Consider the following 23,632-nt stretch of genomic DNA (forward strand, 5'->3'; position numbering starts at 1 on the left):
AACATCATTTCCCGATGCAGAAACGCCCAAACAGCGCATCAAGCATTTCCTCGACTCCGGCGCGCCCCGTGATCCGGTCGAGCGCGGTCGCGGCGAGCCTAAGTCGCTCGGCGAGCAAGATTAAATCACGTGCCTCGCGCGAGCCTGCCTCGATCGTCAGCCAGTCGCGCGCTTCGGCGAGCGCGGCGCGCTGGCGCTGGCGCAGCGCGGCTTCGCCCTCGCGCGGCAACAAGGTGCGTGCCATGTCGACGATATAGCGATGGAGCTTGTCCATCCCCTCGCCCGTCGCCGCTGACAGAATCAGGTCGCAATGCGCCGCCCCGGCCTCCGCCGCCGCATCGCCCGACCAGCGATCGGCCTGCGCGGCGATAGTAATGCAGCGCGGATGCTCCGGTGCTTCCTTCGGCGGGCCGAGCCACAACAGGATATCCGCACCCTCGACTGCCGCCCGCGCGCGGTCGATTCCGATCGCCTCGATCACATCGGCGCCCTCACCCCGAATCCCCGCGGTATCCGAAAAGCGCATCGCGATCCCGTCGAGCGCGAGCGGCGTTTCGATCACGTCGCGCGTGGTCCCCGCCACGGGTGACACGATCGCCAGCTCGCGCTGCGCCAAGGCATTGATCAAGGTCGATTTTCCGGCGTTCGGCGGCCCCGCGATCACCACCGACAGCCCTTCGGCGATCACCTCCGCCGCCGGCCGCGCCAGCCATTCGCCGAGCTCGCCCGAAAGGGCCCCCATCCCCGCAATCAAACGCCGCGCGACAGCGTCGCCCACTTCGACATCATCCTCGTCGGCAAAATTCAGCTCGGCTTCGGCCCCCGCCATCAGGTTGAGGAGCCGGTCCTGCCAATCTGCGACCGCGCGCGAGACATGCCCGCTCGCCATGCCGAGCGCCTGCACGCGCTGGCTTTCGGTTTCGGCGGCGAGCAGGTCGGCCAGCCCCTCGGCCTCAGCCAAGTCGATTCGTCCATTGTCGAACGCACGCCGCGTAAATTCCCCCGCGACCGCAGGGCGTACCCCCGGCATCGCGCCAAGCGCCGCCTCGACCGCCGCGACCACCGCGCGACCGCCGTGCAGATGCAATTCGGCGAGATCCTCGCCGGTCGCCGTCGCCGGTCCGGGGAACCACAGGATCAACGCGTTATCGAGCGGCGCGCCATCGGTGCCTTTGAGCGCAGCGAGTGAGGCATGACGTGGCTCGGGCAGCCTCCCTGCGAGCGCCCGCAGCGCTGTCCCGGCAGCCGGTCCACTGACGCGCACAACGCCGATCGCCGCCGGCGGCATTCCGCTCGACAGCGCAAAAATCGTATCGCTTACAATGGCTTGGATCAGCTCTTGCGTCCCTTGGCGGCCTTGTCGCCATCGTCCTCGCCGGCCGATTTCGACGCGCCGCCCATCAATCCGCCGCCGAACTGCCCGAGCAACGACTGGACGAGCTCGAGCCCGCTGCCGCCCATCGGCACCCAGGTCTTGACCATCGACTGGACCATGTCGGGGGTAATCCCCTTCGCCATCAATTCCTTGACGCGGTCGAGGTAGATATCGTGCAACGGCTCGAGGTCGGGAAGGCCGAACAGGCGCCGCGCCTCTTCGGGGGTGCAATCGATCTCGATATTGAACTTCATCGCCTGTCTCCGCCCCGAAATGCCGGTTAGCCGCTTGAGCCACGCCCGCAGCCCCGCTAGCTTCGCGCTTTCACCACAAAGAAGCAAGAGTCAGGAGAGCTCCCCACATGGCCGCAACGAACACCGACATCCCGACGCTCAACGGCGCCGGCACGATCCCCGCCTATGTCGCGCGACCCGACGCCGACAGCACGCGCGCGATCATCGTCATCCCCGAAATTTTCGGCGTCAACGAAGGCATCCGGCAGAAGTGCGACGACTGGGCGGCCGAAGGCTATCTCGCGATCGCCCCCGACATCTTCTGGCGTTTCGCGCCGGGGGTCGAGCTCAGCCCCGATATCGAGGCCGAATTCCAGCAGGCGCTCGGCTATTTCGGTCAATATGACGCCGATGACGGGGTCAAGGATATCGAGGCCGCGATCCACTGGCTGCGCAGCCAGGGCGCCGGCAGGATCGGCGCGGTCGGCTTCTGCCTCGGCGGCCGCCTCGCCTATATGGCGGCGACGCGTACCGATATCGACGCTTCGGTCGGCTATTATGGCGTCATGATCGACCAGATGCTGAACGAAAGCCACGCGATCGCCAACCCGCTGATGCTTCATATCCCGACCGAGGATCATTTCGTCGACCATGCGGCGCAGAAAAAGATCCACGACGCGCTCGATCCGCACCCGAAGGTCACGCTCCACGACTATCCCGGGCTCGACCATGGTTTCGCCGCGACAATGGGCAATCGCCGCAACGAAGAGGGCGCACAGCTCGCCGATGGCCGCACCCGCGCCTTCTTCGCCGAGCAGCTCGCATGAGCGCGCCGCATCCCGGCCTCGCCGCCTGGCACGCCTATATGGCGGGCGGCGGCGATCCGCAGGCGCTCCGTGACCTGCTCGCCGAGGATGCGGTGTTCCATTCGCCCGTTGTCCACACCCCGCAGGAGGGCCGCGACAAGGTCTTCGCCTATCTCCACGCGGCAAGCCACGTTCTCGGCGGCGACGATTTCCGCTATCTGCGCGAGATCGTCGATGGCGACCAGGCGGTGCTCGAATTCCAGAGCAGCCTCGACGGCATCCAGATCAACGGCGTCGACATCATCACCTGGAACGACGAGGGAAAAATAAGCGATTTCAAGGTGATGGTTCGCCCGCTCAAGGCGATCAACAAGGTCTGGGAAAAGATGGGCGAAATGCTGGCAGCGCAAGCCGCGAATTAAATCAGCATCAGTTCGGCGAGCTCGCGATAGAGTTCGGGCGGTAGCGCGCCCACGCCGCTTTGATCGTCGACCCCCTTCGGCGCATCGGCGTCGGCCAGATAGCGCCAGCCCTGATGCGCGCGCTTCGGCTGCGGATGCACGCGCTCGAGACCGGCGACGCACACGATGTCGACGCGACCGTCGCTGCGATCGTCAAAGCGCAGGATTTCCACGCGCGCAACGAGCGTATGCTTCACGATGAAATGGAGCTTGCCACCGATCAGCTCGTCGGCGCGCTTGGGCCGGAACCGCGTCGCAAAGCGAATCTCGCCGCCTTCGGCATAATTGGCGATCCGCGCCTCCAGCGCCGGATAGTCGGTGCAGCCGACGGCAACGCGGGTCATGTGGAGTGCGGACATGACCGAGAGATGGGAACGGATAAGAAAAAAGCCAGCCCCGCGAAGGGCTGGCTTTTCCTTTTTTAGCCGAACAGCGTCCCGACCCCGACACCCGGGTCGACCCAGCCTTCGTAGATCATCTTGACCGCGACATAGACGATCACGGCAAGGCCGACGTAAGCGATCCAGCGGTAGCGCTCGATATATTTGGCGATGATGTTTGCCGCGAGGCCCATCAAGGCGACGGCAAAGATCAGCCCGACGATCAGGATGCCCGGATGCTCGCGCGCCGCACCAGCGACCGCAAGCACATTGTCGAGGCTCATGCTGACGTCGGCGACGGCCACCGCCCAGGCGGCGCCGGCAAAGCTCTTGGCGGGCTTCAGGCCCGAATGCTCGTCCCCCGCAATCTCGGGCGACCCATGCGACTGGCCGGCGTGACGCAGCTCGCGCCACATCTTCCACGCGACCCACACGAGCAGCAGCCCGCCGACAAAAATCAGCCCGACGATCTGCATCAGCTGGGTGACGACGAGCGCGAAGGCGATGCGCAGCACCAATGCCGCGATCACGCCGATCAGGATGACCTTCTTGCGTTGCTCAGCGGGAAGACCCGCGGCGAGCGCGCCGACGACAATCGCATTGTCACCCGCGAGGACGAGGTCGATCATCAGCACCTGCAGGAAGGCGGCAAAGGCCGCGGGCTCGGTGATGTTCGAAAAATCGTTGACGATCGCGCCCCACATCTCGGCGGGTCCGCCAAATCCGGCGGCATGCGCGCCGGCCTGGGTCAAAATTTCCAAAATCACAGCGGCTCTCCGAAATAGCTGACCTCTGGCATAGGGTCATAAAAGTGATGCAGCAACGCCCGCCATTGCTGGTAGCGATCCGATTGCCGGAAGCCGTCCCGATGATCCTCGACCGACCTCCACTTCACTAAAAGCAGATAAGCCTGTCCGGTTGCTATCGGGCGGCAAATTTCGAGCGAAATAAAGCCGGGCGACGCGGTGATCAGCGGCCGCGCTTCGCGGACGGCCGCCTCGAAATCGGCTTCGCTGCCCGCACGGACGTGCAGCAAGGCGTGTTCGATCACGGCCATCGCGGCGGCTTATTGGTTCATGCTGTCGAAGAAATCTTCGTTGGTCTTCGAATCCTTGATCTTGTCGAGCAGGAATTCCATCGCGTCGATCGTGCCCATCTGCATGAGGATGCGGCGCAGCACCCACATCTTGCTGAGCTTGTCCTTCTCGACGAGCAATTCTTCCTTGCGGGTGCCCGACTTGCCGACATCGAGCGACGGGAAGATGCGCTTGTCGGCGACCTTGCGGTCGAGCACGATTTCCGAGTTACCCGTGCCCTTGAATTCTTCGAAGATAACCTCGTCCATGCGGCTGCCCGTATCGATCAGCGCGGTCGCGATGATCGAGAGCGAACCGCCTTCCTCGATGTTACGTGCGGCGCCGAAGAAGCGCTTGGGGCGCTGGAGCGCGTTCGCATCGACACCGCCGGTCAGCACTTTGCCCGAGCTCGGAACAACGGTGTTGTAGGCGCGGCCGAGGCGCGTGATCGAGTCGAGCAGGATGACGACATCCTTCTTGTGCTCGACGAGGCGCTTGGCCTTTTCGATCACCATTTCGGCAACCTGGACGTGGCGCGTCGCGGGTTCGTCGAAGGTCGACGAGACGACTTCGCCCTTCACGCTGCGCTGCATGTCGGTGACTTCCTCGGGACGCTCGTCGACGAGGAGGACGATCAGGTAAACCTCGGGATGGTTGTCGGTGATCGCCTTGGCGATATTCTGCAGCAGCACCGTCTTACCGGTACGCGGCGGCGCGACGATCAGCGCGCGCTGGCCCTTGCCCTGCGGGCTGACGAGGTCGATCACGCGCGCCGACTTGTCCTTGACGGTCGGGTCGACGGTGTCGAGCGACAACTTCTGGTTCGGATAGAGCGGCGTCAAGTTATCGAAATTGACGCGGTGGCGCACGACATCGGGATCGTCGAAATTGACGCTGATCAGCTTGGTGAGCGCGAAATAACGCTCGCCGTCGCGCGGGGCGCGGATTTCGCCTTCGACGGTGTCGCCGGTGCGCAGGCCATATTTGCGGACCTGGTTCGGCGAGACATAGATGTCGTCGGGACCCGCCAGATAATTGGCTTCGGACGAACGCAGGAAACCGAACGAGTCCGGGAGGACCTCGATCGTGCCCGACCCGATAATTTCCTCGCCCTCTTCGGCGAGTTCTTTCAGGATCGAGAACATCAGGTCCTGCTTGCGCAGCGTCGATGCGCCCTCGACCCCCAGCTCTTCAGCCATTTCGACGAGCTGGGCGGGGGCTTTGGTTTTAAGTTCTTTAAGATGCATGGATGGATTCCAGGATAGGTTTTGGGAGAAATAACAGTCGATTTCGATGCACCCTGGGGTGCCTATCCGGCCGTGGGACGACCGTTACAGATAGCTTCGGCGCAAGGAAGCGCCGCCCGCGCGGAGCGGGGTTGATCGGCCCCTATAACCGGGCCGGGTTCAAGTCAATCGGGCAGCGGTGATCGGGCGCTTTCGCGCTGCCTTTTTATCCCTCGTCACCCCGGACTTGATCCGGGGTCCATTTGCGCTGGCGCCGGAGGGGAGATTAGGGGCGAACCACGACGAGGATAACGATAATCGCCGCGGCGACCCCGGGAACTTCGTTGAGCATCCGCAGCCGCTTTTCGGAGAGCGGACGCTCGCCGCGCGCGAGTTTCTTCGCATAGCCGATCATCCAGCCATGATAGCCCGACAGCGCGATCACGAGCAGGAATTTGGCGATAAACCATCCCTCGTGCCAATAATCGCCGTTGAAAGCGAGCATCAGCCCGAAGATCCAGACGATGATGAGCGCGGGATTCAAGATGATCCGCCGCAGCCGGTCTTCGCGCTCGATCCATTTCTTGTCCTCGTCGGATCCGACCGGACATTGATGGTGATAGACGAAAAAGCGCGGCATCATGAACAGGCCGGCCATCAGGAAAATCACGAAAATGATATGCGCGGCTTTGATCCAAAGCATCGTCGCCCCCAAAAAACCAGCCAGTTCCATAGATTATCCGCCGCGAACGCGCCTGATCAGATGCTCGACATGCGCGATCGGCGTGTCGGGCACGATGCCATGGCCGAGGTTGAAGATATGGGGACGCGACGGGAAGGCCGCAAGGATGCGATCGATCGCGGTATCGAGCGCTTCGCCGCCGGCGACAAGCGCGAGCGGATCGAGATTGCCCTGCACGGGAAGATGCGCCGGCAGGATCGCGTCGGCCCACAGCGGATCGACCGTTTCGTCGAGCCCGATCGCGTCGACCCCGGTCTCGTCGGCATAGGCGCGGAGCTTGCCGCCCGCACCCTTTGGAAAGCCGATGATCGGCGTGTCCGGATGCAGCGCCCTCAATCGGCGCACGATCTCGGCGTTAGGCGCGATCACCCATTGCTCATATTGCGCCGGCGACAGGCTTCCCGCCCAGCTGTCGAACAACTGCACTGCGTCGACGCCATTTTCGATCTGACCCGACAGATAGGTGACCGTCAGCTCGACGATCGCGTCGATAATCGCCTGGAACGCCGCTGGATCGCCGAACGCGAGCCGCCGGGCGGTAGCCTGATCCTTCGACCCCTGCCCCGCCACCATATAGGTTGCGACCGTCCACGGGCTCCCTGCAAAGCCGAGGAAGGTCGTTTCAGACGGGAGCGAGGCCGCGACGCGCGTCACCGTCGCATAAACCGGATCGAGCCGCTGGTGCGCCGCTTCGAGTGACGCCAGGGCGCTATCGACGAGCGGCGGGGCGAGCCGCGGTCCCTCACCCGCCTCGAACCACAAATGCTGGCCGAGCGCGTGCGGGATCACGAGAATGTCCGAAAAGAGGATCGACCCGTCGAAACCGAAGCGCCGGATCGGCTGCAACGTCACTTCGGCCGCGGCCTCGGGATCGTAGCAAAGCTCGAGGAATCCGCCCTTGGTTTCGCGCAAGGCACGATATTCGGGCAGATAGCGCCCGGCCTGGCGCATCAGCCAGAGCGGCGGGCGCTCCTGACGCGCCCCGCGCAGCGTTGCCAGAAGCTTCTTCGGTGACGCCTTCACGCGAGCCCTCTTTCTTCTCAATATAATCTTAAATGAAATTGTGGTGGTTTGTTGGTCGGCGGACAAGCGCGGCTTTAGGCCGGGGCGTCCTTTTTGCCAACAGCTTGACTCCACAGCCGCCGCCGCCCGCCGCAGAGTCGACCCTCGCTTATCCCGCTATTCACAGCCTGTGGATAAGATTCGTCCCTTGTGGATAAGCGATGGAGCGGAATCGACACGGTCGGGGATGAATCGATCGTCCCGATTTGCTCCCCGCGCTTCTCCAAAAATTATCCACAGGGCTCTATTCGTCATCCCGGACTTGATCCGGGATTGCCTTTTTCGGCAGTTTCCCGCCATGGTGCCGCGATGGGCCGGCTCCACTTACATCTCATATCCGACTCCACGGGCGAGACACTCGAAAATATCGCCAAGGCGGCGATCGCGCAGTTCGACGATGTCGAGGTCGTGCGCCATTTCTGGCCGATGGTGCGATCGGAATCGCATCTCGACCGGATCATGGCCGAAGTGCAGGCCAGCCCCGGGATGATCCTCTTCACGCTCGTGAACGGCGAGCTGCGCGTCAGCCTCGAACGCCGCGCGACCGCGCTCAACCTGCCGACGGTTGCGGCGCTCGACGCCGTGACCGACGCGCTGTCGCGGATGCTCGGGCAGGAAGCGAAGGCGCGTCCCGGCCGCCAGCATCAGCTCGATGCCGCCTATTTCGCGCGCGTCGAGGCCATTCAATTTACCGTCGCGCATGACGACGGCATTGGCTGGGAAAATTGGGAACAGGCCGACATCGTGCTTGCCGGCGTGTCGCGCACGTCGAAAACCCCGACGAGCATCTATCTCGCGAACCGCGGCTTCAAGACCGCGAATATCCCGATCGTCCCCGAATCGCCGCCGCCGAGCGCGCTGTACACGCTGAAGCGTCCGATGATCGTGGGGCTGACGACCGGGCTCGACCGGCTCGTGCAGGTCCGCCGCAACCGCCTCCTGTCTTTGAACCAGGCGCCCGAGACGAGCTATGTTGACGACGAGCGGGTGAAGGCCGAGCTCGCCTATGCGCGGCGGATGTTCGCCGACAATGGCTGGCCGGTGATCGACGTCACGCGCCGCTCGATCGAGGAAACCGCCGCCGCGGTGATCAAGCTCGTCGAAGACCGCAGCGCCGCATGACCCTCCTCCTCGCCTCGCAAAGCAGCGGCCGCGCCGCGATGCTCCGCGCCGCCGGGCTCACCTTCGAGACGAGCGCCGCGCATGTCGACGAGGAAGCGCTCACCGCCTCGCTGCTCGCTGCCGGGCAGACCCCGCGCAACATCGCCGACGCGCTTGCCGAGGCGAAGGCGATCAAAATCTCGTCGCGGCTTCCCGGCGTGACGGTGCTCGGTGCCGACTCGACGCTTGCGCTCGACGACGGGTCGATGCTCGCGAAGCCCGAAAGCCCGGAAGAGGCGGCCGAGCATCTCCGCCGCATGGCCGGCACGCGCCACCGGCTGTTCAGCGCCGCGGTCGCCGCACGCGACGGTGCGCCTATCTGGCGCGCGATCGGTGAGGCGAAGCTGTGGATGCGCCCCTTGTCCGACGCCTTCATCGCCGACTATGTCGCGCGCGAATGGGACAGCATCCGCTGGACCGTCGGCTGTTACGAAATCGAAGGAGCGGGCGTGCAATTGTTCGAACGGGTCGAGGGCGATCCCTGGACCATCATCGGTATGCCGATGCTCCCCTTGCTGGCGTGGCTGCGCACCACCGGGCTGGCCGCGTCATGAGCGGTACACCCTATGCCGAGGTGATCGGCGATCCGATCGCCCAGTCGAAATCGCCGCTGATTCACGGCTTCTGGCTCGAAGCGCTCGGGCTCGAAGGCGATTACCGCCGCGCGCATGTGAAGCCCGACGAGCTCGCCGCCTATATCATCGAGCGCCGCTCCGATTCCGATTGGCGCGGCTGCAACGTCACCATGCCGCACAAGGCGGCGGTGATGGATCTTGTCGACGATCCCGGCGACATTCGCGGCTCGATCGGCGCGATGAACACGATCGTCCGCCAAAAGGACGGGTCGCTGATCGGCACCAACACCGATGCGGCGGGCTTTTATTCGCCGCTCGCCGAACTCGATCTCGAAGGCGCACCCGTCGCCGTCGTCGGCGCTGGCGGTGCGGCACGCGCGGTGCTGTTCGCGCTCGCCCGTGCCAATGTTGGCCCGGTGACGATCCTCAACCGCAGCCCGCTGAAAGCAATGGGCCTGCTCGCGACCTTCGGTCTCAAGGGCGACGTCGTCGCGCTCGACGCGCAGCTCCCGCCCGTGTCCCTGCTCGTCAATTCGAGCAGCCTCGGCATGAAGGGCCAGCCGCCGCTCGATCTCGACCTGTCGCCGCTCGCCGACGATGCGATCGTCTATGATCTCGTCTATTCGCCGCTTCAGACGGGCTTGCTCAAGGCGGCCGAGGCGCGCGGGCTCGATACCGTCGACGGGCTCGACATGCTGATCGGCCAGGCCGCGCTCGCCTTCGAGCTTTTCTTCGGCGCGTCGCCGCCCGAAGGCCGCGACGAGGAGCTGCGCGCGCTGCTGACCGCATGACGCATAACAAGCGCCTCGGCTCGCGGCTCCGCCGTCCCTTCATCCTCGGCCTCACCGGGTCGATCGGGATGGGCAAGTCGACCGCGGCGATGATGTTCGAACGCGAAGGCGTGCCCGTGTTCGACGCCGACGCCGAGGTCCACCGGCTGCAAGGCCCCGGCGGCGCATTGGTCGCCGCGATCGAGGCGCGTTTTCCCGGCACCACCGGCCCGAACGGCGTCGACCGCCAGAAACTCGGCGCGCTGGTGCTCGGCAACACCCACGAACTCGCCGCGCTCGAGGCGATCATTCACCCCGCCGTCGGCCGCGCGCAGAAACGCTTCCTCGCGCGCCACCGCGCGCGCGACGTCGTCGTGCTCGACATCCCGCTGCTCTTCGAAAAGGGCGGCTGGCGAAAGGTCGGCGCGATCGCCGTCGTCTCGGCGCCGGCATGGCTGCAGCGAAGGCGCGTGATGCGCCGTCCGGGCATGACCGCGGCGAAGCTGAAAGCGATCCGCCGGCTGCAGGTTCCCGACCGCGTCAAGCGCGCGCGCGCCGACTTCATCATCGAAACGGGCCGCCCGAAAAGCGAGACGCACCGCCAGATAAGATTCATCGCCTCTTGTTTCCACGCCCGATAGGGTCCAGATTAAAGCCTCGATGCGCGAGATTATTTTCGATACCGAAACCACGGGTTTCGATCCCAGGAGCGGGGACAGGCTGGTCGAAATCGGGTGTGTCGAACTGGTCGACCGCCGCGAAACCGGCGTCACCTTTCACGCCTATTTCAATCCCGAACGCGACATGCCCGCCGCTGCCGAAGCGGTGCACGGCCTGTCGATCCAGTTCCTGTCGGACAAGCCGCTGTTCGCGACTCGCGTCGACGAGCTGATGGAGTTTCTGGGCGACGCGCCGCTCGTCGCGCACAACGCCGCCTTCGACTTCGGCTTCGTCAACGCCGAACTCGCGCGCGCCGGCCGCCCCGCGCTCGACATGACGCGCATGTGCTGCACCGTTCAGATGGCGCGCAAGCTCCACCCCGGCGCGAAACACAGTCTCGACGCGCTCTGCACGCGCTACGGCATCGACCGTAGCCACCGCGTCAAGCATGGCGCGCTGCTCGACGCCGAACTGCTCGCGCATCTCTATATCGAAATGACCGGCGGCCGGCAGATCGGCCTCGGACTCGCCGCGTCGAGCGCGAGTATCACCGTCGCGGCCGCCCCCGCGCCCGCCGCATCGCGCGGCACCGACCGTCCCTTTCGCGAACCCCGTCCCCATATGGCGTCGGCCGCCGAACTCGCGCGCCATGCCGAATTTGTCGCAGGGCTGAACCAGCCGCTGTGGCTCGATACGGTGTGATGACCCTCCCTTAAGTCATCGCACCGGCCAAGAAGGAGAAGAAAAATGGAAATCCGCGTTTCTGGCCACCAGATCGAAACCGGTGAAGCGCTGCAGTCGCACGTATCGGATCGGATGAACGCGATTGCCGACAAATATTTCTCCCGCGCGATCGGCGCGCACGCGACCTTCGGGAAGGGGCCGCACGACAGTTTCCAGTGCGACATCGTCGCGCATGTGATGCAGGGGCTGGTGCTGAAGGGGCATGGTCAGGCGCAGGACGCGCATGTCGCCTTCGAAGGCGCCGCCGAGCGTATCGAAAAGCAGCTCAGGCGCTATATGCGGCGATTGAAGGATCATAACAACGGCGTGGCGGCACCTTCGCCGACGGTCGACGAAATCGAGGACAATGCGGGCTACACCGTGTTCGACGCCGGCAGCGACGAGGATGCGGGCGACTCGCCTGCGATCATCGCCGAAACGCGCGTCGATATTCCGAGCAGCAGCGTGTCCGACGCGGTGATGATGCTCGACCTCAGGAACACCAACGCGCTACTCTTCGTTAACAGCAGGACCGGCACGCATAATATGGTCTATCGCCGCGACGACGGGACGATTGGCTGGGTCGAACCACGATAGGACTGGATTTTCTCCGCCATCCGGCTTAAGGGCCGCGCCCAACGATGCCCGAAGCCGGGTTGGCGGGGGGCCTGCCACGACAGATCCGCGATCGCTTGCCAGCATGGTTTCTGGCGGCGGCCGGCGTTTAACAAGATTTGACCAGACAATGAATCTTTCTTCCCTTCTCTATCCGGCGACCGTGCGCGCGCATGTGCAGCTCGATTCGAAAAAGGCGCTCTTCCCCTTTGTGGGTGATCTCGCGGCACGTTCGCTCGGCCTCGATGCGGGCGAAGTCAGCGAGGCGCTGCTCGAACGCGAACGCCTCGGCTCGACCGGGTTCGGGCGCGGGATCGCACTTCCGCATGCCAAGATGGCCGATCTCGGCGGCGTGCGCGGCCTGTTCCTGCAGCTGGCGCGGCCGATCGACTTTACCGCGGTCGATGGCCTTCCGGTCGACCTGCTCTTCATCCTGCTGTCGCCGCTCGATGCCGGCGCCGATCATCTGAAGGCGCTCGCCGGCGTGTCGCGGATGCTCCGCAACGATGCGATCGCCGAACGGCTGCGCGGCGCGAAGAGTGACGAAGCGCTTTATGCGATGCTCGCCGACACCGAAGCGCGTGACGCGGCCTGATAAGGCATCGCGCACGAGCTGAATCCTCCCTGTGCCGCAGGCATGGGGAGGGGGACCGTTCGCGAAGCGAATGGTGGAGGGGCCGCAACGTCGCGTCATTGCCCCTCCGTCAGCGGCTCCGCCGCTGCCACCTCCCCATCGCTGCGCGACAGGGAGGAACTTGATGACCCGCCTCAAAAGCCGTTTTCTCGTCGACCTGCTGCTTCGCCGCACCGAAGCGGCCGGCGGCTTTGCGACCGTGGTTATCAAAGGCGACGAAACCTCCGGAATCATTCTCGTCCAATGCAGCGATCGCGGTGAACCCGGACCGCTGCTCGAACGACGCTTTTCAGTAGGCGGCAACTATATCTGGGAGGCGGTCGGCCCGGCCGACGCAAAAGATAGTGAATCGCGCGCGATCTATCAGGACCGGCGGCGAAAGGCCGATCCCGATATGTGGCTGATCGAACTGGATATCGCGGATGCGCCACAACTCGTCGCGGAGTGGGCCGCGTTAACTTGACTCTGTTGCGGCGCACAATAAGTGCCGCCCATTCGATAACGCGTAGGTCGTTCCGCGGGTTGCACTGCTTTGCAAGCACCCGGCAAACGGTTTGGACACGCAGTCGGACGATGACCGCAGGCGGCGATACAGGACCATAGTCCCCCGCCTGTTTTGAGAGGTTCGGTTCATCGGCCGCACTTTTGACGGACAATATGAGTCGCATTCTGAACGTAGCCGGCATGGCTGCCGTCGGCATGACTGCCGCCTCCATGCTGCTTTTGGCGGAACCGGGCTTTGCAAGCGATCTTGCGGCCGACGCCAATATCCCCGCGATCATCCTGCCGGGCGCCGACGCGCCGGTCGTGGCTGAGAAGGCGGACCTGTCGACCGATGCCGAACTTCCGGTCGAAGACAGCCAGAAAACCGAAGACGAATCGGCGCCCGAGCCGCAGCCGGCGCCGGTCACCGCTGACTCGACCGCCGATTCGCTCGCCGAACTCGTCGCTGCGACACCGAAGCCAGCCGACATCGACCCCGAACTGCGCTGCCTTGCCGGCGCGGTCTATTTCGAATCGCGCGGCGAATCGCTTCCGGGCCAGCTCGCGGTCGCGCATGTCGTGATCAACCGCGCCCAGTCGGGACGTTTCCCCAAGAGCCTGTGCGGTGTCGTCCTTCAGAAGAGCCAGTTCAGCTTCGTGCGCGGCGGCCGGATGCCCGCGGTGCGCAACGCGGCGCAGTGGAGCAACGCCGTGGCGATCGCGCAGATCGCGCGCGACGGCAGCTGGAAGAACCACGCCCCGGGCGCGCTCTTCTTTCACGCGCGCTATGTCTCGCCGGGCTGGCGCAAGACGCGCATCGCGCAGATCGACAACCACATCTTCTATCGTTGACCGGGCGGGCGCCGCGAGAAGCCGCGCTCCCTCTCTTCGTCACCCCGGGCTTGATCCGGGGTCCAGCTGCGCCATCGCCGATAGATGCCGGATCGAGCCCGGCAAGGCGAAGCGATAGACCGTTCATTGCCAAGCCATATTTGCTGGCGCATGAAGCGGTGATGACGCGTCCCATTTCTGTCGCCCTGCTCTCTGCAGCGGCGCTCGCTCTCGGTGGCTGCGCCACCGCGGTTCCCCCGGTCGAAGTCACGCGCTTCCACGCCAGCGCGCCTGCAGGCTGGGCGCCGGGCACGCGCTATACGGTCGACGCCGCGCCGCTCGGCAACGCCGGGGCGATGATCGACGCGCCCTCGCTCGAATGGAACAGCTACCGCACCGCGGTCGAACAGCAATTGCAACGGCAGGGACTCGTTGCGGCGCCCGACGGCGCCCGCGCGCCCTTGAAGGTGCGCATCGGGTTCGAACGCATGAACCGCGAAGGCGTTGGGAGGCGATCGCCCGTCTCGGTCGGCGTCGGCGGTTCGACGGGCAGCTATGGGTCGGGCGTCGGACTCGGGATCGGCCTCAACCTCGGCGGCGGTCCCAAGCGGATGGCCGACCTCCAGCTCGCGGTGCGCATCGACGATGCCGCGAGCGGCCAGGCCTTGTGGGAAGGCCGCGCGTTCACCGCGGTCCCGGTGAAGGCGCCCGCCAGCCAGCCCAGCCTCGCCGCGGCGAAATTGGCCGACGCGCTATTCAGGGACTTCCCCGGGGAATCGGGACGCACTATCAGCGTCAAATGACCATCAGCATCAACGCCGCTTTCGACAGCGGCAATATCGTCGTGGAAAATGTCGACGGCACGTCAGCGCGCCTTTCGATTCGCAAGGACCGCGAATCGGACTTTTTCCAGTGGTTCCATTTCCGCGTGTCGTGCGCGGTCGGCGACGCGCTCGACCTCGCGATCACCGGGCTTGGCGACTCGGCCTATCCCGATGGCTGGCCGGGCTATGCCGCCTGCGCCAGCACCGATCGCGAAACCTGGTTCCGCCTCGATACAGCTTATGAAGCCGGCACGCTGACGATCCAGCACACCGCCGAAAGCCCGATCCTCTATATCGCCTATTTCGCGCCCTATTCGATGGAGCGCCATCACGACCTCGTCGCGCAAATCGCCGAATGCGAAGGCGTCACCTATCGCTGCCTCGGCACCAGCCTCGAAGGCCAGCCGATCGACTGCCTCGAACTTGGCACCGGCCACACACAGGTCTGGCTCTATGCGCGCCAGCACCCGGGCGAAAGCATGGCCGAATGGTGGATGGAAGGCGCGCTCGAAAAGCTCGTCGATCCCGCCGATCCGCACGCGCGCTCGTTGCGGAACAAGTGCCGTTTCCACATCGTCCCGAACATGAATCCCGACGGCTCGTGCCGCGGGCATCTGCGCACCAATTTCGCCGGCGTGAACCTCAACCGCGAATGGGACAATCCGACCGCCGAGCGTAGCCCCGAAGTGCTCGCCGTCCGCAACGCGATGGACGCGACCGGTGTCGACTGGGCGATGGACGTCCATGGCGACGAAGCGATCCCCGCGGTGTTCCTCGCGGGTTTCGAAGGCATTCCGTCGCTCAAGGCCGAACAGACCGAAAAATATAAGGCGTTCGAGACCGCGCTTGCCGCGAACACCCCCGATTTTCAGGTCGACCTCGGCTATGCCGAAACCGCGCCGGGGCAGGCGAATCTGTCGATGTCGACGACGCAGGTCGCCGAACGCTTTGGCGCGGTGTCGATGACGCTCGAAATGCCGTTCAAGGACAATCGCGACCTCCCCGACCCCGCCCAAGGCTGGTCGCCCGAGCGTTCGAAGCTGCTCGCACACGCGTGCCTCGCGACGCTGGACCAGCTTCTCTGATGTCCAATGCGGGCGCCTGGCGGATCGTCGAGGATGATCTGTCGGGCGCCGACATCCGCGCGCTGCTCGAGCAACATTTTGCGGGCATGCTCGCGAACTCGCCGGCCGGAAGCTGCCATTTCCTCGATTTCGACGGGCTGCGCGCCGACGGCGTGACCTTCTGGTCGATTCACCGCGGCGACGAGCTCGCGGGCTGCGGGGCGCTCAAGATGCTGGGCGCCAAACACGGTGAGATCAAATCGATGCGCACCGCCGAACCCTTCCTGCGCCAGGGTGTCGCGGCGCATATGCTCGACCATATCATCGACGTCGCGCGGACCCGCGGTCTCGGTCGCCTCAGCCTCGAAACCGGATCGAGCGGCGCCTTCGAACCGGCAATCGCGCTTTACCAGCGTTACGGCTTCACCGAGTGCGAGCCTTTCGCCGACTATAAACCCGACCCGTTCAGCCGCTTCATGACCCGCGTGCTCTAGTCACGAAAACGGGGCCCGGAAGGGACTCCGGACCCCGCAAATTCGTTCAGCCGAGAAGGTCGCGTTACGCGGCCTTCTTTTCCTCGATCGCCGGCGCGCTGCCGCCGATCGCAATCTTGTGCGGCTTCATCGCCTCGGGCACTTCGCGCACCAGGTCGATCGCGAGCAGCCCGTCGGCGAGGTCGGCCTGTTCAACGCGCACGAAATCGGCGAGCTGGAAGCGGCGCTCGAACGCGCGCGTCGCGATGCCGCTATAGAGCAATTGGCGCGCCTCGCCTTCGGCCACCGGCGCCTTGCGGCCGCTGACGGTCAGCATGTTCTGCTGCGCGGTGATGTCGATTTCGTCGGACTTGAAGCCGGCGACCGCGACGGTGATGCGGAAATGGTCGTCGGCGAGTTTTTCGATGTCGAACGGCGGATAATTTTCGGCGCCCGAACCACCCGTTTCGAGGAAATCGAACAGGCGGTCGAAACCGACGGTCGAACGGCGATAGGGGGTCCAGTCGAAACTGTTACGCATGGATCTTTCTTCCTTTTACAAAGCGAAGGCAGGGACCGCGGCGGCATGCCGCGATCGCCACCCGGCCCCGTGTCGGCGGCCGGATAGGGTCAATCTGGTAGCCAGCGAAACCATTTCAAGAGGGCGGTTGGCGTTCGGCGAAAACCCGCGCTAAAGGGCGGCGTCTCTCTCCAGCGCAAGGATCCGAAATGCCCCAGCTCATCCTCATCCGTCACGGCCAGTCGCAGTGGAATCTCGAAAACCGCTTCACCGGCTGGTGGGATGTCGATGTCACCGAAAAGGGCGTCACCGAAGCGATCGCCGCGGGCGAGCTGATGAAGGCGAAGGGCATTGCTCCCGACACCTGCTTCACCTCGGTCCAGTCGCGCGCGATCAAGACGCTGAACCTGGCGCTTGAGGCGATGGGCCGGCTCTGGCTCCCCGTCACCAAGGACTGGCGCCTCAACGAGCGTCATTATGGCGGGCTCACCGGGCTCGACAAGGCCGAGACCGCGGCGAAGCATGGCGACGATCAGGTCAAGATCTGGCGCCGCAGCTTCGACATCCCGCCGCCGCCGCTCGAAGCGGGCTCGCCGTGGGACCTGTCGACCGACCCGCGTTACGCCGGCATCGATATTCCCTCGGCCGAAAGCCTCAAGGACACGATCGAGCGCGTGCTGCCCTATTATGAAGCCGCGATCGTCCCCGAACTCGCTGCGGGCAAGACGGTGCTGATCTCGGCGCACGGCAACAGCCTCCGCGCGCTCGTCAAGCATCTCTCGGGCATTTCGGATGCCGACATCACCGGCCTCGAAATCCCGACCGGCCAGCCGATCGTTTACGAACTCAACGACGATCTGAGCGCGCGCGAGCGCTATTATCTGAGCGAGCGGTAAGGTCCCGTACCCCGGCGAAAGCCGGGGTACACCGCGGGGACGCTAAAGCGTCCCCGTCACGGTCAGCTGGAAAAACCGCCCGAACTTGCGCAGCCTCTGCTCGCTGAACGCGACCGGCCCGTCGCGCCGGTCGACAAACACCGTCCGGTTGAACCCGTCCCTCATATTCGCGAGGTTGCGGTACGACAGCTTCACCGTGAAGCCCGCGACATCCTTATGCTCGACAAACGCGGTGACGAACGGCCCGTCGGTATATTCCTTCTCGATCGCGCCGAGCCGCAAATTCGGGCTGTAGCGCTCGTCGAAATAGCCCGCGCCCCACGCGAGGTTCGTCCCCGGCACGTCATGCCGCAGGCTCAAATCGACGACATATTCCTGCCCCTCGCTCTGGTCGCGCCACAGGTCGGTGAGCGGGTCGCGCACGCGGTTGCGACGCCAGGTGATGTCGCTGTTGATCCGCGCCCCCTTCCACCCCAGCCGGTCGAGCAGCAAGGTCGCCTTCGAACTGATGCGATAGAGATGCGCGGGCGGCAAATTGCCGCGTCCTTCGGTCGTCGGCGACAGCGGCACCTGGTCGACGAGGTCCTGCGCATAGGCGTAAGCGACGGCGACCGACGCATTGCCCCACGCGCCCATATCCTGCACGAATTCCAGCTCGGTGCGATTGAGGACCGGCGGCACGAGCAGCCCGTTGCCACCATTGCCCTGCCCGTTCGCGACATCGACCGAGCTCGCGAAATCGAAAAAGTCGAGCTGGTCGACGCGGCGCTGGAGGAACCAGTTGATTGTCGTCTTGGGCGCAACCTTCCATGCCAGCGCGACCTTGCCCTTCGGCCGGACGAAGCGGCGCGTCAGCCCGCCCGGCCCCGACGAGGTCAGCTCGCTATATTCGGCGCCGAGGTTGATCTGTGCGGTGAGGTTCGACGCGAGCGACCGGCCCCAGGTTAGCGACCCTTCTCCTCTCCTCTCCTCGACCCTCGTCCGCTCGCCGCCGAAAACGACGGGCCGGAAACTGCCATCGGGTTGCAGCACCGCAAATTCGGAATCGACGTCGAGTATATTGTACGCACCCTCGAGCGCGACCTGCCAGTCGGTGCCGCCGCCGGTGCGCCAGCTATATTCGCCGCGCACGATCGACTCGCCCTCGTCGGCGGTCTGCTTGAACCGCTCGCCCGCCCGCCCGCCGATCTCGCGATCGACGATGAAACTGTCGACGAACGGGCTATGCTCGAACCGGTACAGCGTGATCAGCTTCAGCCGCCCCTTGCCCAGCCCCAGCTCATAATCGCCGCCGATATCGAAATTATGCTCGTCTTCGGTGAAGCGGAACGCCTCGCGCACAATGCCGGTGCCGGGCTGAACAGACGTCCCGTCGACCCGCTCGTCGAGGCCCACCAGCTGACCGCCCAGATTGAAATTCCATTTGTTGCCGTTCGCGGTGGTCCGCGCGAGCGCCGCCGACAGGCGCGGCTGGTCGGCGTTGTAGCGGCCGAACTCGTCGCGCACGAACAACAGGTCGCCATTGCCGTCAAACCGCTGTTCGGGCCCCCAATGCCCCTGACGCCGCGCTTCGTTCTTCAGGCTGAGCGTCACATTCATGCCGCCGAGCTTGCCCGTCGTCGAAATCTCGCCGTTCAGCCAGTTCTTGTCGAGCCGCGGGCGCCATTCGGGCTGCCAGCGGATCGTCGTCTTGAACCCGCCGCTCCCCGCGCCCGCGACGAGCACGACGTTCGCGACCTGTCCGGTCAGCCCCGGGACGTTCAGCCCCGCGCCGTCGACGATGTCGATATAGGCGACCTCGGCCGCGGTGATGCGGGCCAGCGCGGTGCGCGCATCGGTCGATTTGTTCGCGATGCGCTCGCCGTCGATCAACACATTCTCGGTCGCCGCGCCCAGCCCGCGCTCGCCGCCGTTGGTGCCGGTGACGATCAGGAAGCCCGGCACCTTTTCGACCATGTCGAGCGCGGTGCGCGGTGCGAAGCGCGTGAAGTCGGCGGGCGTATAGCGTTCGGCGCCATTCACCGGCACGGGGATCGCCGCCGGAGCGTCGCCGGTGGGTTCCTGCGCAGCGGCGGGCGCGGCCGACAGCAGAGCCAATATGGCCAGCGATGACCCGTGAAAAACAGCCGACATAATTCCCCCTCGCGGCCGCTATCGAAACAGATGGCCTCCCCAATCGCGAATAATTCGCAATAATTATCCAGCGCTATATTGTCTACCAACGGCTGGCGTCATTCGACGAAGGCCTGGCGATCAGCTTCGACCCCGCTTTTGGCAGCCACCTCGGGTCTCTTCTTGCATCGTGATGAATTCGCGACATTATGCTGCGGAGTCGGGGGGGTATAGTGCGCATTCCAGTTTCGATATTCGTGGCGGCCGTGCTCGCGCACGCGCCGGTCCGTGCCGAAGACAATCAGATCCAGCGCGGCGCGGTGCCGCCTTGGGCGGTTCCGTCCGAACTGATGCCGGTTCCGGGCGATGCCGGCGGGATGTTTTTCGTGCGGCGTCAGGATGTGCTCATTCATCTGGATGAACGGGGGCAGGCGCAATATTTCGGTTATCGCATCCGGATCCTCCATCCGAATGCGTTGCAAATCGGAAATGTCTCGACCGCCTGGAATCCCGCATCGGGCGCCCCGGTGGTGCATCTGGTCAAGGTTCATCGGGGCAACGAGACGATCGACGTTCTCGAAAAGACATCGTTCGAAATCCTGCGCCGCGAGGATCAGCTGGAAGCGGCGAAACTCGACGGCGTCCTCACCGCGGTGCTCCGCGTGCCCGATCTGCGCGTCGGCGACGAGCTTGAGGTCGAGCTGACGACCCGGTCGAGCGACCCCACTTTGGGAAAGAATGATTCGGGCCTTCTCTTTCTCGCGCCCAACCCGGCGCCCGGCCGCTACCGGCTGGGACTGAGCTGGGACAAGGGGCTGAAGCCTGCGGTCAGGATGACCCCCGACATGACGGCGATCGGCGTATCGCGCGACGGCGGGATCGACTTCCGGTTCGACAATCCGGCGCTTCTGACGCTGCCGAAGGACGCGCCGGCGCGCTATCAATGGCAGCGGATCGTCGAATTCACCGACTTCGCCGACTGGGCCACGATTTCACGGCACTTCGCCCCGCTGTACGCAAAGGCCGCGGCGATCGCCGACGGTTCGTCGCTCGACAAGGAAGCGCAGCGCATCGCCGCGGCGCACGCGAAGCCGCTCGACCGGGCCAATGCCGCGCTGAAACTGGTGCAACAGGATGTGCGCTACATCTATGTCGGGCTGGGCAGCGGAAATCTCACCCCCGCCACCGCCGAGGAAACATGGCAGCGGCGTTACGGCGACTGCAAGGGCAAGACGGCGCTGCTGCTGGGCTTGCTCGGCAAGCTCGGAATCGACGCCGAAGCTGTCCTCGCCAACAACAGCGGTGCCGACGACGGCCTCGACGAACGCCTGCCCAATCCGGGGATATTCGACCATGTGCTGGTGCGGGCAAAGATCGACGGCGCTGCCTACTGGCTCGACGGCACGCTTCCGCCGGTCGTTCCGTCCGCTGCCACCCCGGCGATTCCCTACCGATGGGTCCTGCCGGTGACCGCGAAGGGCGGCGCGCTCCAGAAACTCGAATGGCGCCCGGCCAGCAAGCCGAACGAAATCACCCTCTATGAAATCGACGCGCGGGCGGGCTTCGATCGGCCGGCGCGGGTGACGAACACCACCATCGTCCGCGGCATCCGGGGGTTGCAGCAACAGGTCGAGCTGTCCGGATTGACCGCCGATCAATTGCGCGACGGCATGCGCCAACAGCTGGTGGGCGGAACGTGGGAGACGGTCGACGACGTCAAATGGCGCTATGATCAAAAGGCCGAGGCCAGCGTCCTCACCATCACCGGGACATGGACGGTCGACTGGGACGATGACGGCGACGGCGACAAGTCGCTCGCGCTGCCCGGCGGGGGTTTCAACCCGCCCGAACGGCGCGCGCGGGCGGCGGATCAGAATCAGGACCTACCCTATTATAGCGCCCCTGAATTCGACTGCCGCGTGACGACGCTGCGGCTGCCGGCGACGACGAACGCCGCGAACTGGTCGTTCAAAACGGGCTATGACACGCGCATTTTCGGCAAGAATCATTACCGCGCCTTCGACCTTCGCGACGGATCGATCCGCCTGGTCCGCGGCCTGCGCGTCGAACAGCCCGAAATCGACGCGATCAGCGCGCGGCGCGACAATGGCCGGATTGCCAGTTTTGACAACAGCATGGCATGGGTCTTTTACAAGCCCGACGTCGCCAAGCCGCCGGCGCCCGGCGGCAGGCTCGTGCCCGCCACCTACGAGATCGACTGGACCGCCGACACCGTACCCTGCCTTTCGCCCGCCACGATACGCTGATCGCGGCGCAGGCGGCGATCAGTCGCGCAGCAGCTCGTTGATCCCGGTCTTTGCGCGCGTCTTCGCGTCGACGCGCTTGACGATCACCGCGCAGTACAGCGACGGCCCCGGTGACCCGTCGGGAAGCGGCTTGCCCGGCATCGCGCCCGGCACAACGACCGAATAGGCCGGGACTTCGCCGATGAAGATTTCGCCCGTCGCGCGGTCGACGATCTTGGTCGATGCGCCGAGATAGACGCCCATCGACAGCACCGCGCCCTCGCGCACGATCACACCCTCGGCAACCTCGGCGCGCGCGCCGATGAAGGCGCCGTCCTCGATCACCACCGGGCCCGCCTGCAGCGGTTCGAGCACGCCGCCAATCCCGGCGCCGCCCGACAGATGGACGTTGGCGCCGATCTGCGCGCAGCTGCCGACGGTCGCCCAGGCGTCGACCATCGACCCTTCGCCGACATAGGCGCCGATGTTGACGAAGCTCGGCATCAGCACCGCGCCCTTGCTGATAAAGGCGCCGCGGCGGACGATCGACCCGGGAACGGCGCGGAAACCCGCGTCGCGAAAGCGGTTCTCGCCCCAGCCGGCGAATTTCGACGGCACCTTGTCCCACCAGCGTGCGCCGCCGGGACCGCCTTCGATCAATTCCATGTCGTTGAGGCGGAACGACAGCAGCACCGCCTTCTTCAGCCACTGGTTGACCTGCCAGGTTCCGCCCGCATCGCGCTCGGCGACGCGGTAGCTGCCGTCGTCGAGGCCCGCGAGCGCGGTCTCGACCGCCTCGCGCACCGCGCCCGTCGTCGTCAGCCCCAGCGTGTCGCGGTCATCCCATGCGGCTTCGATCGTCGATTGCAGGTCGGTGGTCATGAAATTCCCCATGGTAAAGGCAGATTGTCGAGCCAGTCGGCGATGTCGGTCGCGTGGAAATCGACATGCTCCGGCAGGTGGTCCCGATGACCGCTTTCGCTGCCATTGTCCAGCCAGACGGTCGTCATGCCGAGCGCTTTGGCGGGCGTCAGATTGCGCGCCATATCCTCGACGAAGACGCTTTTCGCCGGGTCGATTCCCAGATGCGTGATCATCATGGCATAGGCTTCGGGATCGGGCTTCGGCGTATAGCGCGTGACGCGGATATCGCAGATGCCGTCGAACAGGTCGGCGATCCCGCGCGCGTGAAGCACGCGTCCCGCATAATCGGCATCGGCGTTGGTGAAGATCAGCTTGCGCCCCGGCAGCCGCTCCAGCCCCGCGCGCAGCCGCGCATCGACACTCAGCCGGTCGAGCGCAATGTCATGGACATCGACCAGAAAATCCTCGGGGTGCACGCCGTGGTGCCGCATCAGCCCCGCCATCGTTGTGCCATGGTCGTGGAAATATTGCTTCTGCACCCGCCGCGCCTCGGCGGCGTCGACATTCAGCAGCCGCATGATGAAGGCGCCCATGCGTTCGTCGATCAGGTCGAAAAGCCTCGCCGACGGCGCATAGAGCGTGTTGTCGAGATCGAAGATCCAGCTGTCGATATGGTCGAGCGGGGCGGGCATGCGGCGGCGCATAATGGCTGGGCGGGATGGGGGCAAGCGGAGGTGAAAAGATCCTCCCCATGCCTGCGGCACAGGGAGGATCGGTTAACCGCATGATGCTACCCCTCCCCCCTCCGCCGCGCTAAAAG

At 65.0% G+C, this 23,632-nt stretch carries 28 protein-coding genes; 16 read left to right on the forward strand and 12 right to left on the reverse strand.

Annotated features, from left to right (window positions below):
- Positions 1-4: 4 nt before the first annotated feature.
- Positions 5-1,324, reverse strand: coding sequence for a tRNA uridine-5-carboxymethylaminomethyl(34) synthesis GTPase MnmE (mnmE, locus tag J2X38_RS00470; protein ID WP_310252646.1), 1,320 nt, complete (start codon positions 1,322-1,324; stop codon positions 5-7).
- A gap of 8 nt (positions 1,325-1,332) precedes the next feature.
- A complete protein-coding gene (locus J2X38_RS00475) occupies positions 1,333-1,629 on the reverse strand; it encodes a DUF6489 family protein (protein WP_310252647.1) in 297 nt (98 codons plus the stop codon).
- Between the two features lie 107 nt (positions 1,630-1,736).
- On the opposite strand from J2X38_RS00475, the gene J2X38_RS00480 reads away from it, so the two are divergent.
- Positions 1,737-2,435: a dienelactone hydrolase family protein gene (locus tag J2X38_RS00480; protein WP_310249952.1), complete on the forward strand. Its 699-nt coding sequence runs from the start codon at positions 1,737-1,739 to the stop codon at positions 2,433-2,435.
- Positions 2,432-2,836: a nuclear transport factor 2 family protein gene (locus J2X38_RS00485; protein WP_058539279.1), complete on the forward strand. Its 405-nt coding sequence runs from the start codon at positions 2,432-2,434 to the stop codon at positions 2,834-2,836. The genes J2X38_RS00480 and J2X38_RS00485 overlap by 4 nt, the downstream gene beginning before the upstream one ends.
- On the opposite strand, the gene J2X38_RS00490 is transcribed toward J2X38_RS00485, so the two are convergent.
- The 6 genes from J2X38_RS00490 to hemE form a co-directional block, all read right to left on the reverse strand.
- Positions 2,833-3,219 carry a DUF1489 domain-containing protein gene (locus J2X38_RS00490; protein ID WP_310249955.1) on the reverse strand — a complete coding sequence of 129 codons (387 nt, stop codon included), beginning with the start codon at positions 3,217-3,219 and terminating at the stop codon, positions 2,833-2,835. The genes J2X38_RS00485 and J2X38_RS00490 overlap by 4 nt on opposite strands.
- A gap of 77 nt (positions 3,220-3,296) precedes the next feature.
- Positions 3,297-3,959 carry a TerC family protein gene (locus J2X38_RS00495; RefSeq protein ID WP_156419827.1) on the reverse strand — a complete coding sequence of 221 codons (663 nt, stop codon included), beginning with the start codon at positions 3,957-3,959 and terminating at the stop codon, positions 3,297-3,299.
- A 59-nt stretch (positions 3,960-4,018) separates the two neighbouring features.
- A complete protein-coding gene (locus J2X38_RS00500; protein ID WP_058539277.1) occupies positions 4,019-4,312 on the reverse strand; it encodes an antibiotic biosynthesis monooxygenase in 294 nt (97 codons plus the stop codon).
- Between the two features lie 9 nt (positions 4,313-4,321).
- On the reverse strand, positions 4,322-5,578 hold the full coding sequence (rho, locus tag J2X38_RS00505; protein WP_058539276.1) for a transcription termination factor Rho: 1,257 nt from the start codon (positions 5,576-5,578) through the stop codon (positions 4,322-4,324).
- A gap of 265 nt (positions 5,579-5,843) precedes the next feature.
- Complete coding sequence (locus tag J2X38_RS00510) at positions 5,844-6,260, reverse strand: CopD family protein (RefSeq protein WP_405053411.1); 417 nt, start codon at positions 6,258-6,260, stop codon at positions 5,844-5,846.
- A gap of 33 nt (positions 6,261-6,293) precedes the next feature.
- Positions 6,294-7,322 (reverse strand): uroporphyrinogen decarboxylase, encoded by a 1,029-nt coding sequence (gene hemE / locus J2X38_RS00515; RefSeq protein WP_082639746.1) that lies wholly within the window; start codon positions 7,320-7,322, stop codon positions 6,294-6,296.
- A 348-nt stretch (positions 7,323-7,670) separates the two neighbouring features.
- Here hemE and J2X38_RS00520 point away from each other — a divergent pair, with 348 nt between their 5' ends.
- The 12 genes from J2X38_RS00520 (at position 7,671) to J2X38_RS00575 (ending at position 16,195) form a co-directional block, all read left to right on the forward strand.
- Positions 7,671-8,483 carry a pyruvate, water dikinase regulatory protein gene (locus tag J2X38_RS00520; RefSeq protein ID WP_058539273.1) on the forward strand — a complete coding sequence of 271 codons (813 nt, stop codon included), beginning with the start codon at positions 7,671-7,673 and terminating at the stop codon, positions 8,481-8,483.
- Positions 8,480-9,076, forward strand: a complete 597-nt coding sequence (locus J2X38_RS00525) for a Maf family protein (RefSeq protein ID WP_310249961.1) — start codon at positions 8,480-8,482, stop codon at positions 9,074-9,076. The genes J2X38_RS00520 and J2X38_RS00525 overlap by 4 nt, the downstream gene beginning before the upstream one ends.
- Positions 9,073-9,888, forward strand: coding sequence for a shikimate dehydrogenase (gene aroE, locus J2X38_RS00530; RefSeq protein ID WP_310249964.1), 816 nt, complete (start codon positions 9,073-9,075; stop codon positions 9,886-9,888). The genes J2X38_RS00525 and aroE overlap by 4 nt, the downstream gene beginning before the upstream one ends.
- Positions 9,885-10,508, forward strand: a complete 624-nt coding sequence (gene coaE, locus J2X38_RS00535; RefSeq protein ID WP_310249967.1) for a dephospho-CoA kinase — start codon at positions 9,885-9,887, stop codon at positions 10,506-10,508. The genes aroE and coaE overlap by 4 nt, the downstream gene beginning before the upstream one ends.
- Before the next feature lie 19 nt (positions 10,509-10,527).
- A complete protein-coding gene (dnaQ, locus tag J2X38_RS00540; RefSeq protein ID WP_310249970.1) occupies positions 10,528-11,229 on the forward strand; it encodes a DNA polymerase III subunit epsilon in 702 nt (233 codons plus the stop codon).
- A 45-nt stretch (positions 11,230-11,274) separates the two neighbouring features.
- Positions 11,275-11,847 carry a ribosome hibernation-promoting factor, HPF/YfiA family gene (gene hpf / locus J2X38_RS00545; protein WP_310249973.1) on the forward strand — a complete coding sequence of 191 codons (573 nt, stop codon included), beginning with the start codon at positions 11,275-11,277 and terminating at the stop codon, positions 11,845-11,847.
- 148 nt (positions 11,848-11,995) lie between these two features.
- Positions 11,996-12,460: a PTS sugar transporter subunit IIA gene (locus J2X38_RS00550; RefSeq protein ID WP_037514302.1), complete on the forward strand. Its 465-nt coding sequence runs from the start codon at positions 11,996-11,998 to the stop codon at positions 12,458-12,460.
- A gap of 163 nt (positions 12,461-12,623) precedes the next feature.
- Complete coding sequence (locus J2X38_RS00555; protein WP_310249976.1) at positions 12,624-12,962, forward strand: DUF1491 family protein; 339 nt, start codon at positions 12,624-12,626, stop codon at positions 12,960-12,962.
- A gap of 194 nt (positions 12,963-13,156) precedes the next feature.
- Positions 13,157-13,834 carry a cell wall hydrolase gene (locus J2X38_RS00560; RefSeq protein ID WP_058539267.1) on the forward strand — a complete coding sequence of 226 codons (678 nt, stop codon included), beginning with the start codon at positions 13,157-13,159 and terminating at the stop codon, positions 13,832-13,834.
- Between the two features lie 161 nt (positions 13,835-13,995).
- Positions 13,996-14,616, forward strand: a complete 621-nt coding sequence (locus J2X38_RS00565) for a DUF4136 domain-containing protein (protein ID WP_310249979.1) — start codon at positions 13,996-13,998, stop codon at positions 14,614-14,616.
- Complete coding sequence (locus tag J2X38_RS00570; protein WP_310249981.1) at positions 14,613-15,722, forward strand: M14-type cytosolic carboxypeptidase; 1,110 nt, start codon at positions 14,613-14,615, stop codon at positions 15,720-15,722. The genes J2X38_RS00565 and J2X38_RS00570 overlap by 4 nt, the downstream gene beginning before the upstream one ends.
- Positions 15,722-16,195 carry a GNAT family N-acetyltransferase gene (locus J2X38_RS00575; protein ID WP_310249984.1) on the forward strand — a complete coding sequence of 158 codons (474 nt, stop codon included), beginning with the start codon at positions 15,722-15,724 and terminating at the stop codon, positions 16,193-16,195. Before J2X38_RS00570 ends, J2X38_RS00575 begins: the two co-directional genes overlap by 1 nt.
- Positions 16,196-16,259: 64 nt before the next feature.
- Here the strand turns inward: J2X38_RS00575 and J2X38_RS00580 are convergent, their stop codons facing one another.
- Positions 16,260-16,715, reverse strand: coding sequence for an Hsp20 family protein (locus tag J2X38_RS00580; protein WP_310249986.1), 456 nt, complete (start codon positions 16,713-16,715; stop codon positions 16,260-16,262).
- Between the two features lie 188 nt (positions 16,716-16,903).
- On the opposite strand from J2X38_RS00580, the gene gpmA reads away from it, so the two are divergent.
- On the forward strand, positions 16,904-17,590 hold the full coding sequence (gene gpmA / locus J2X38_RS00585; protein ID WP_310249988.1) for a 2,3-diphosphoglycerate-dependent phosphoglycerate mutase: 687 nt from the start codon (positions 16,904-16,906) through the stop codon (positions 17,588-17,590).
- A 42-nt stretch (positions 17,591-17,632) separates the two neighbouring features.
- On the opposite strand, the gene J2X38_RS00590 is transcribed toward gpmA, so the two are convergent.
- Positions 17,633-19,723: a TonB-dependent receptor gene (locus J2X38_RS00590; protein WP_310249991.1), complete on the reverse strand. Its 2,091-nt coding sequence runs from the start codon at positions 19,721-19,723 to the stop codon at positions 17,633-17,635.
- A 212-nt stretch (positions 19,724-19,935) separates the two neighbouring features.
- Here J2X38_RS00590 and J2X38_RS00595 point away from each other — a divergent pair, with 212 nt between their 5' ends.
- Positions 19,936-21,969 carry a DUF3857 domain-containing protein gene (locus J2X38_RS00595; protein ID WP_310249994.1) on the forward strand — a complete coding sequence of 678 codons (2,034 nt, stop codon included), beginning with the start codon at positions 19,936-19,938 and terminating at the stop codon, positions 21,967-21,969.
- An 18-nt stretch (positions 21,970-21,987) separates the two neighbouring features.
- Here the strand turns inward: J2X38_RS00595 and dapD are convergent, their stop codons facing one another.
- Positions 21,988-22,830 carry a 2,3,4,5-tetrahydropyridine-2,6-dicarboxylate N-succinyltransferase gene (gene dapD / locus J2X38_RS00600; protein ID WP_310249996.1) on the reverse strand — a complete coding sequence of 281 codons (843 nt, stop codon included), beginning with the start codon at positions 22,828-22,830 and terminating at the stop codon, positions 21,988-21,990.
- A complete protein-coding gene (locus J2X38_RS00605) occupies positions 22,827-23,504 on the reverse strand; it encodes a pyrimidine 5'-nucleotidase (protein ID WP_058539261.1) in 678 nt (225 codons plus the stop codon). The genes dapD and J2X38_RS00605 overlap by 4 nt, the downstream gene beginning before the upstream one ends.
- Between the last annotated feature and the right edge of the window lie 128 nt (positions 23,505-23,632).

Source organism: Sphingopyxis sp. BE235, assembly GCF_031457175.1.
Lineage (GTDB): Bacteria > Pseudomonadota > Alphaproteobacteria > Sphingomonadales > Sphingomonadaceae > Sphingopyxis.

Excerpts from the sequence above, each read along its gene's own strand:
- J2X38_RS00550 (WP_037514302.1), top strand. The coding sequence starts at position 11,996 with ATGAATCTTTCTTCCCTTCTCTATCCGGCGACCGTGCGCGCGCATGTG.
- J2X38_RS00500 (WP_058539277.1), bottom strand. The coding sequence starts at position 4,312 with ATGGCCGTGATCGAACACGCCTTGCTGCACGTCCGTGCGGGCAGCGAA.
- J2X38_RS00475 (WP_310252647.1), bottom strand. The coding sequence starts at position 1,629 with ATGAAGTTCAATATCGAGATCGATTGCACCCCCGAAGAGGCGCGGCGC.
- dapD (WP_310249996.1), bottom strand. The coding sequence starts at position 22,830 with ATGACCACCGACCTGCAATCGACGATCGAAGCCGCATGGGATGACCGC.
- J2X38_RS00520 (WP_058539273.1), top strand. The coding sequence starts at position 7,671 with ATGGGCCGGCTCCACTTACATCTCATATCCGACTCCACGGGCGAGACA.
- J2X38_RS00575 (WP_310249984.1), top strand. The coding sequence starts at position 15,722 with ATGTCCAATGCGGGCGCCTGGCGGATCGTCGAGGATGATCTGTCGGGC.
- J2X38_RS00570 (WP_310249981.1), top strand. The coding sequence starts at position 14,613 with ATGACCATCAGCATCAACGCCGCTTTCGACAGCGGCAATATCGTCGTG.
- J2X38_RS00510 (WP_405053411.1), bottom strand. The coding sequence starts at position 6,260 with ATGCTTTGGATCAAAGCCGCGCATATCATTTTCGTGATTTTCCTGATG.
- J2X38_RS00495 (WP_156419827.1), bottom strand. The coding sequence starts at position 3,959 with ATGTGGGGCGCGATCGTCAACGATTTTTCGAACATCACCGAGCCCGCG.
- dnaQ (WP_310249970.1), top strand. The coding sequence starts at position 10,528 with ATGCGCGAGATTATTTTCGATACCGAAACCACGGGTTTCGATCCCAGG.
- aroE (WP_310249964.1), top strand. The coding sequence starts at position 9,073 with ATGAGCGGTACACCCTATGCCGAGGTGATCGGCGATCCGATCGCCCAG.
- J2X38_RS00490 (WP_310249955.1), bottom strand. The coding sequence starts at position 3,219 with ATGACCCGCGTTGCCGTCGGCTGCACCGACTATCCGGCGCTGGAGGCG.
- J2X38_RS00565 (WP_310249979.1), top strand. The coding sequence starts at position 13,996 with ATGACGCGTCCCATTTCTGTCGCCCTGCTCTCTGCAGCGGCGCTCGCT.
- hpf (WP_310249973.1), top strand. The coding sequence starts at position 11,275 with ATGGAAATCCGCGTTTCTGGCCACCAGATCGAAACCGGTGAAGCGCTG.
- coaE (WP_310249967.1), top strand. The coding sequence starts at position 9,885 with ATGACGCATAACAAGCGCCTCGGCTCGCGGCTCCGCCGTCCCTTCATC.
- J2X38_RS00555 (WP_310249976.1), top strand. The coding sequence starts at position 12,624 with ATGACCCGCCTCAAAAGCCGTTTTCTCGTCGACCTGCTGCTTCGCCGC.
- rho (WP_058539276.1), bottom strand. The coding sequence starts at position 5,578 with ATGCATCTTAAAGAACTTAAAACCAAAGCCCCCGCCCAGCTCGTCGAA.
- J2X38_RS00605 (WP_058539261.1), bottom strand. The coding sequence starts at position 23,504 with ATGCCCGCCCCGCTCGACCATATCGACAGCTGGATCTTCGATCTCGAC.
- J2X38_RS00590 (WP_310249991.1), bottom strand. The coding sequence starts at position 19,723 with ATGTCGGCTGTTTTTCACGGGTCATCGCTGGCCATATTGGCTCTGCTG.
- J2X38_RS00580 (WP_310249986.1), bottom strand. The coding sequence starts at position 16,715 with ATGCGTAACAGTTTCGACTGGACCCCCTATCGCCGTTCGACCGTCGGT.
- gpmA (WP_310249988.1), top strand. The coding sequence starts at position 16,904 with ATGCCCCAGCTCATCCTCATCCGTCACGGCCAGTCGCAGTGGAATCTC.
- J2X38_RS00485 (WP_058539279.1), top strand. The coding sequence starts at position 2,432 with ATGAGCGCGCCGCATCCCGGCCTCGCCGCCTGGCACGCCTATATGGCG.
- J2X38_RS00525 (WP_310249961.1), top strand. The coding sequence starts at position 8,480 with ATGACCCTCCTCCTCGCCTCGCAAAGCAGCGGCCGCGCCGCGATGCTC.
- J2X38_RS00480 (WP_310249952.1), top strand. The coding sequence starts at position 1,737 with ATGGCCGCAACGAACACCGACATCCCGACGCTCAACGGCGCCGGCACG.
- J2X38_RS00560 (WP_058539267.1), top strand. The coding sequence starts at position 13,157 with ATGAGTCGCATTCTGAACGTAGCCGGCATGGCTGCCGTCGGCATGACT.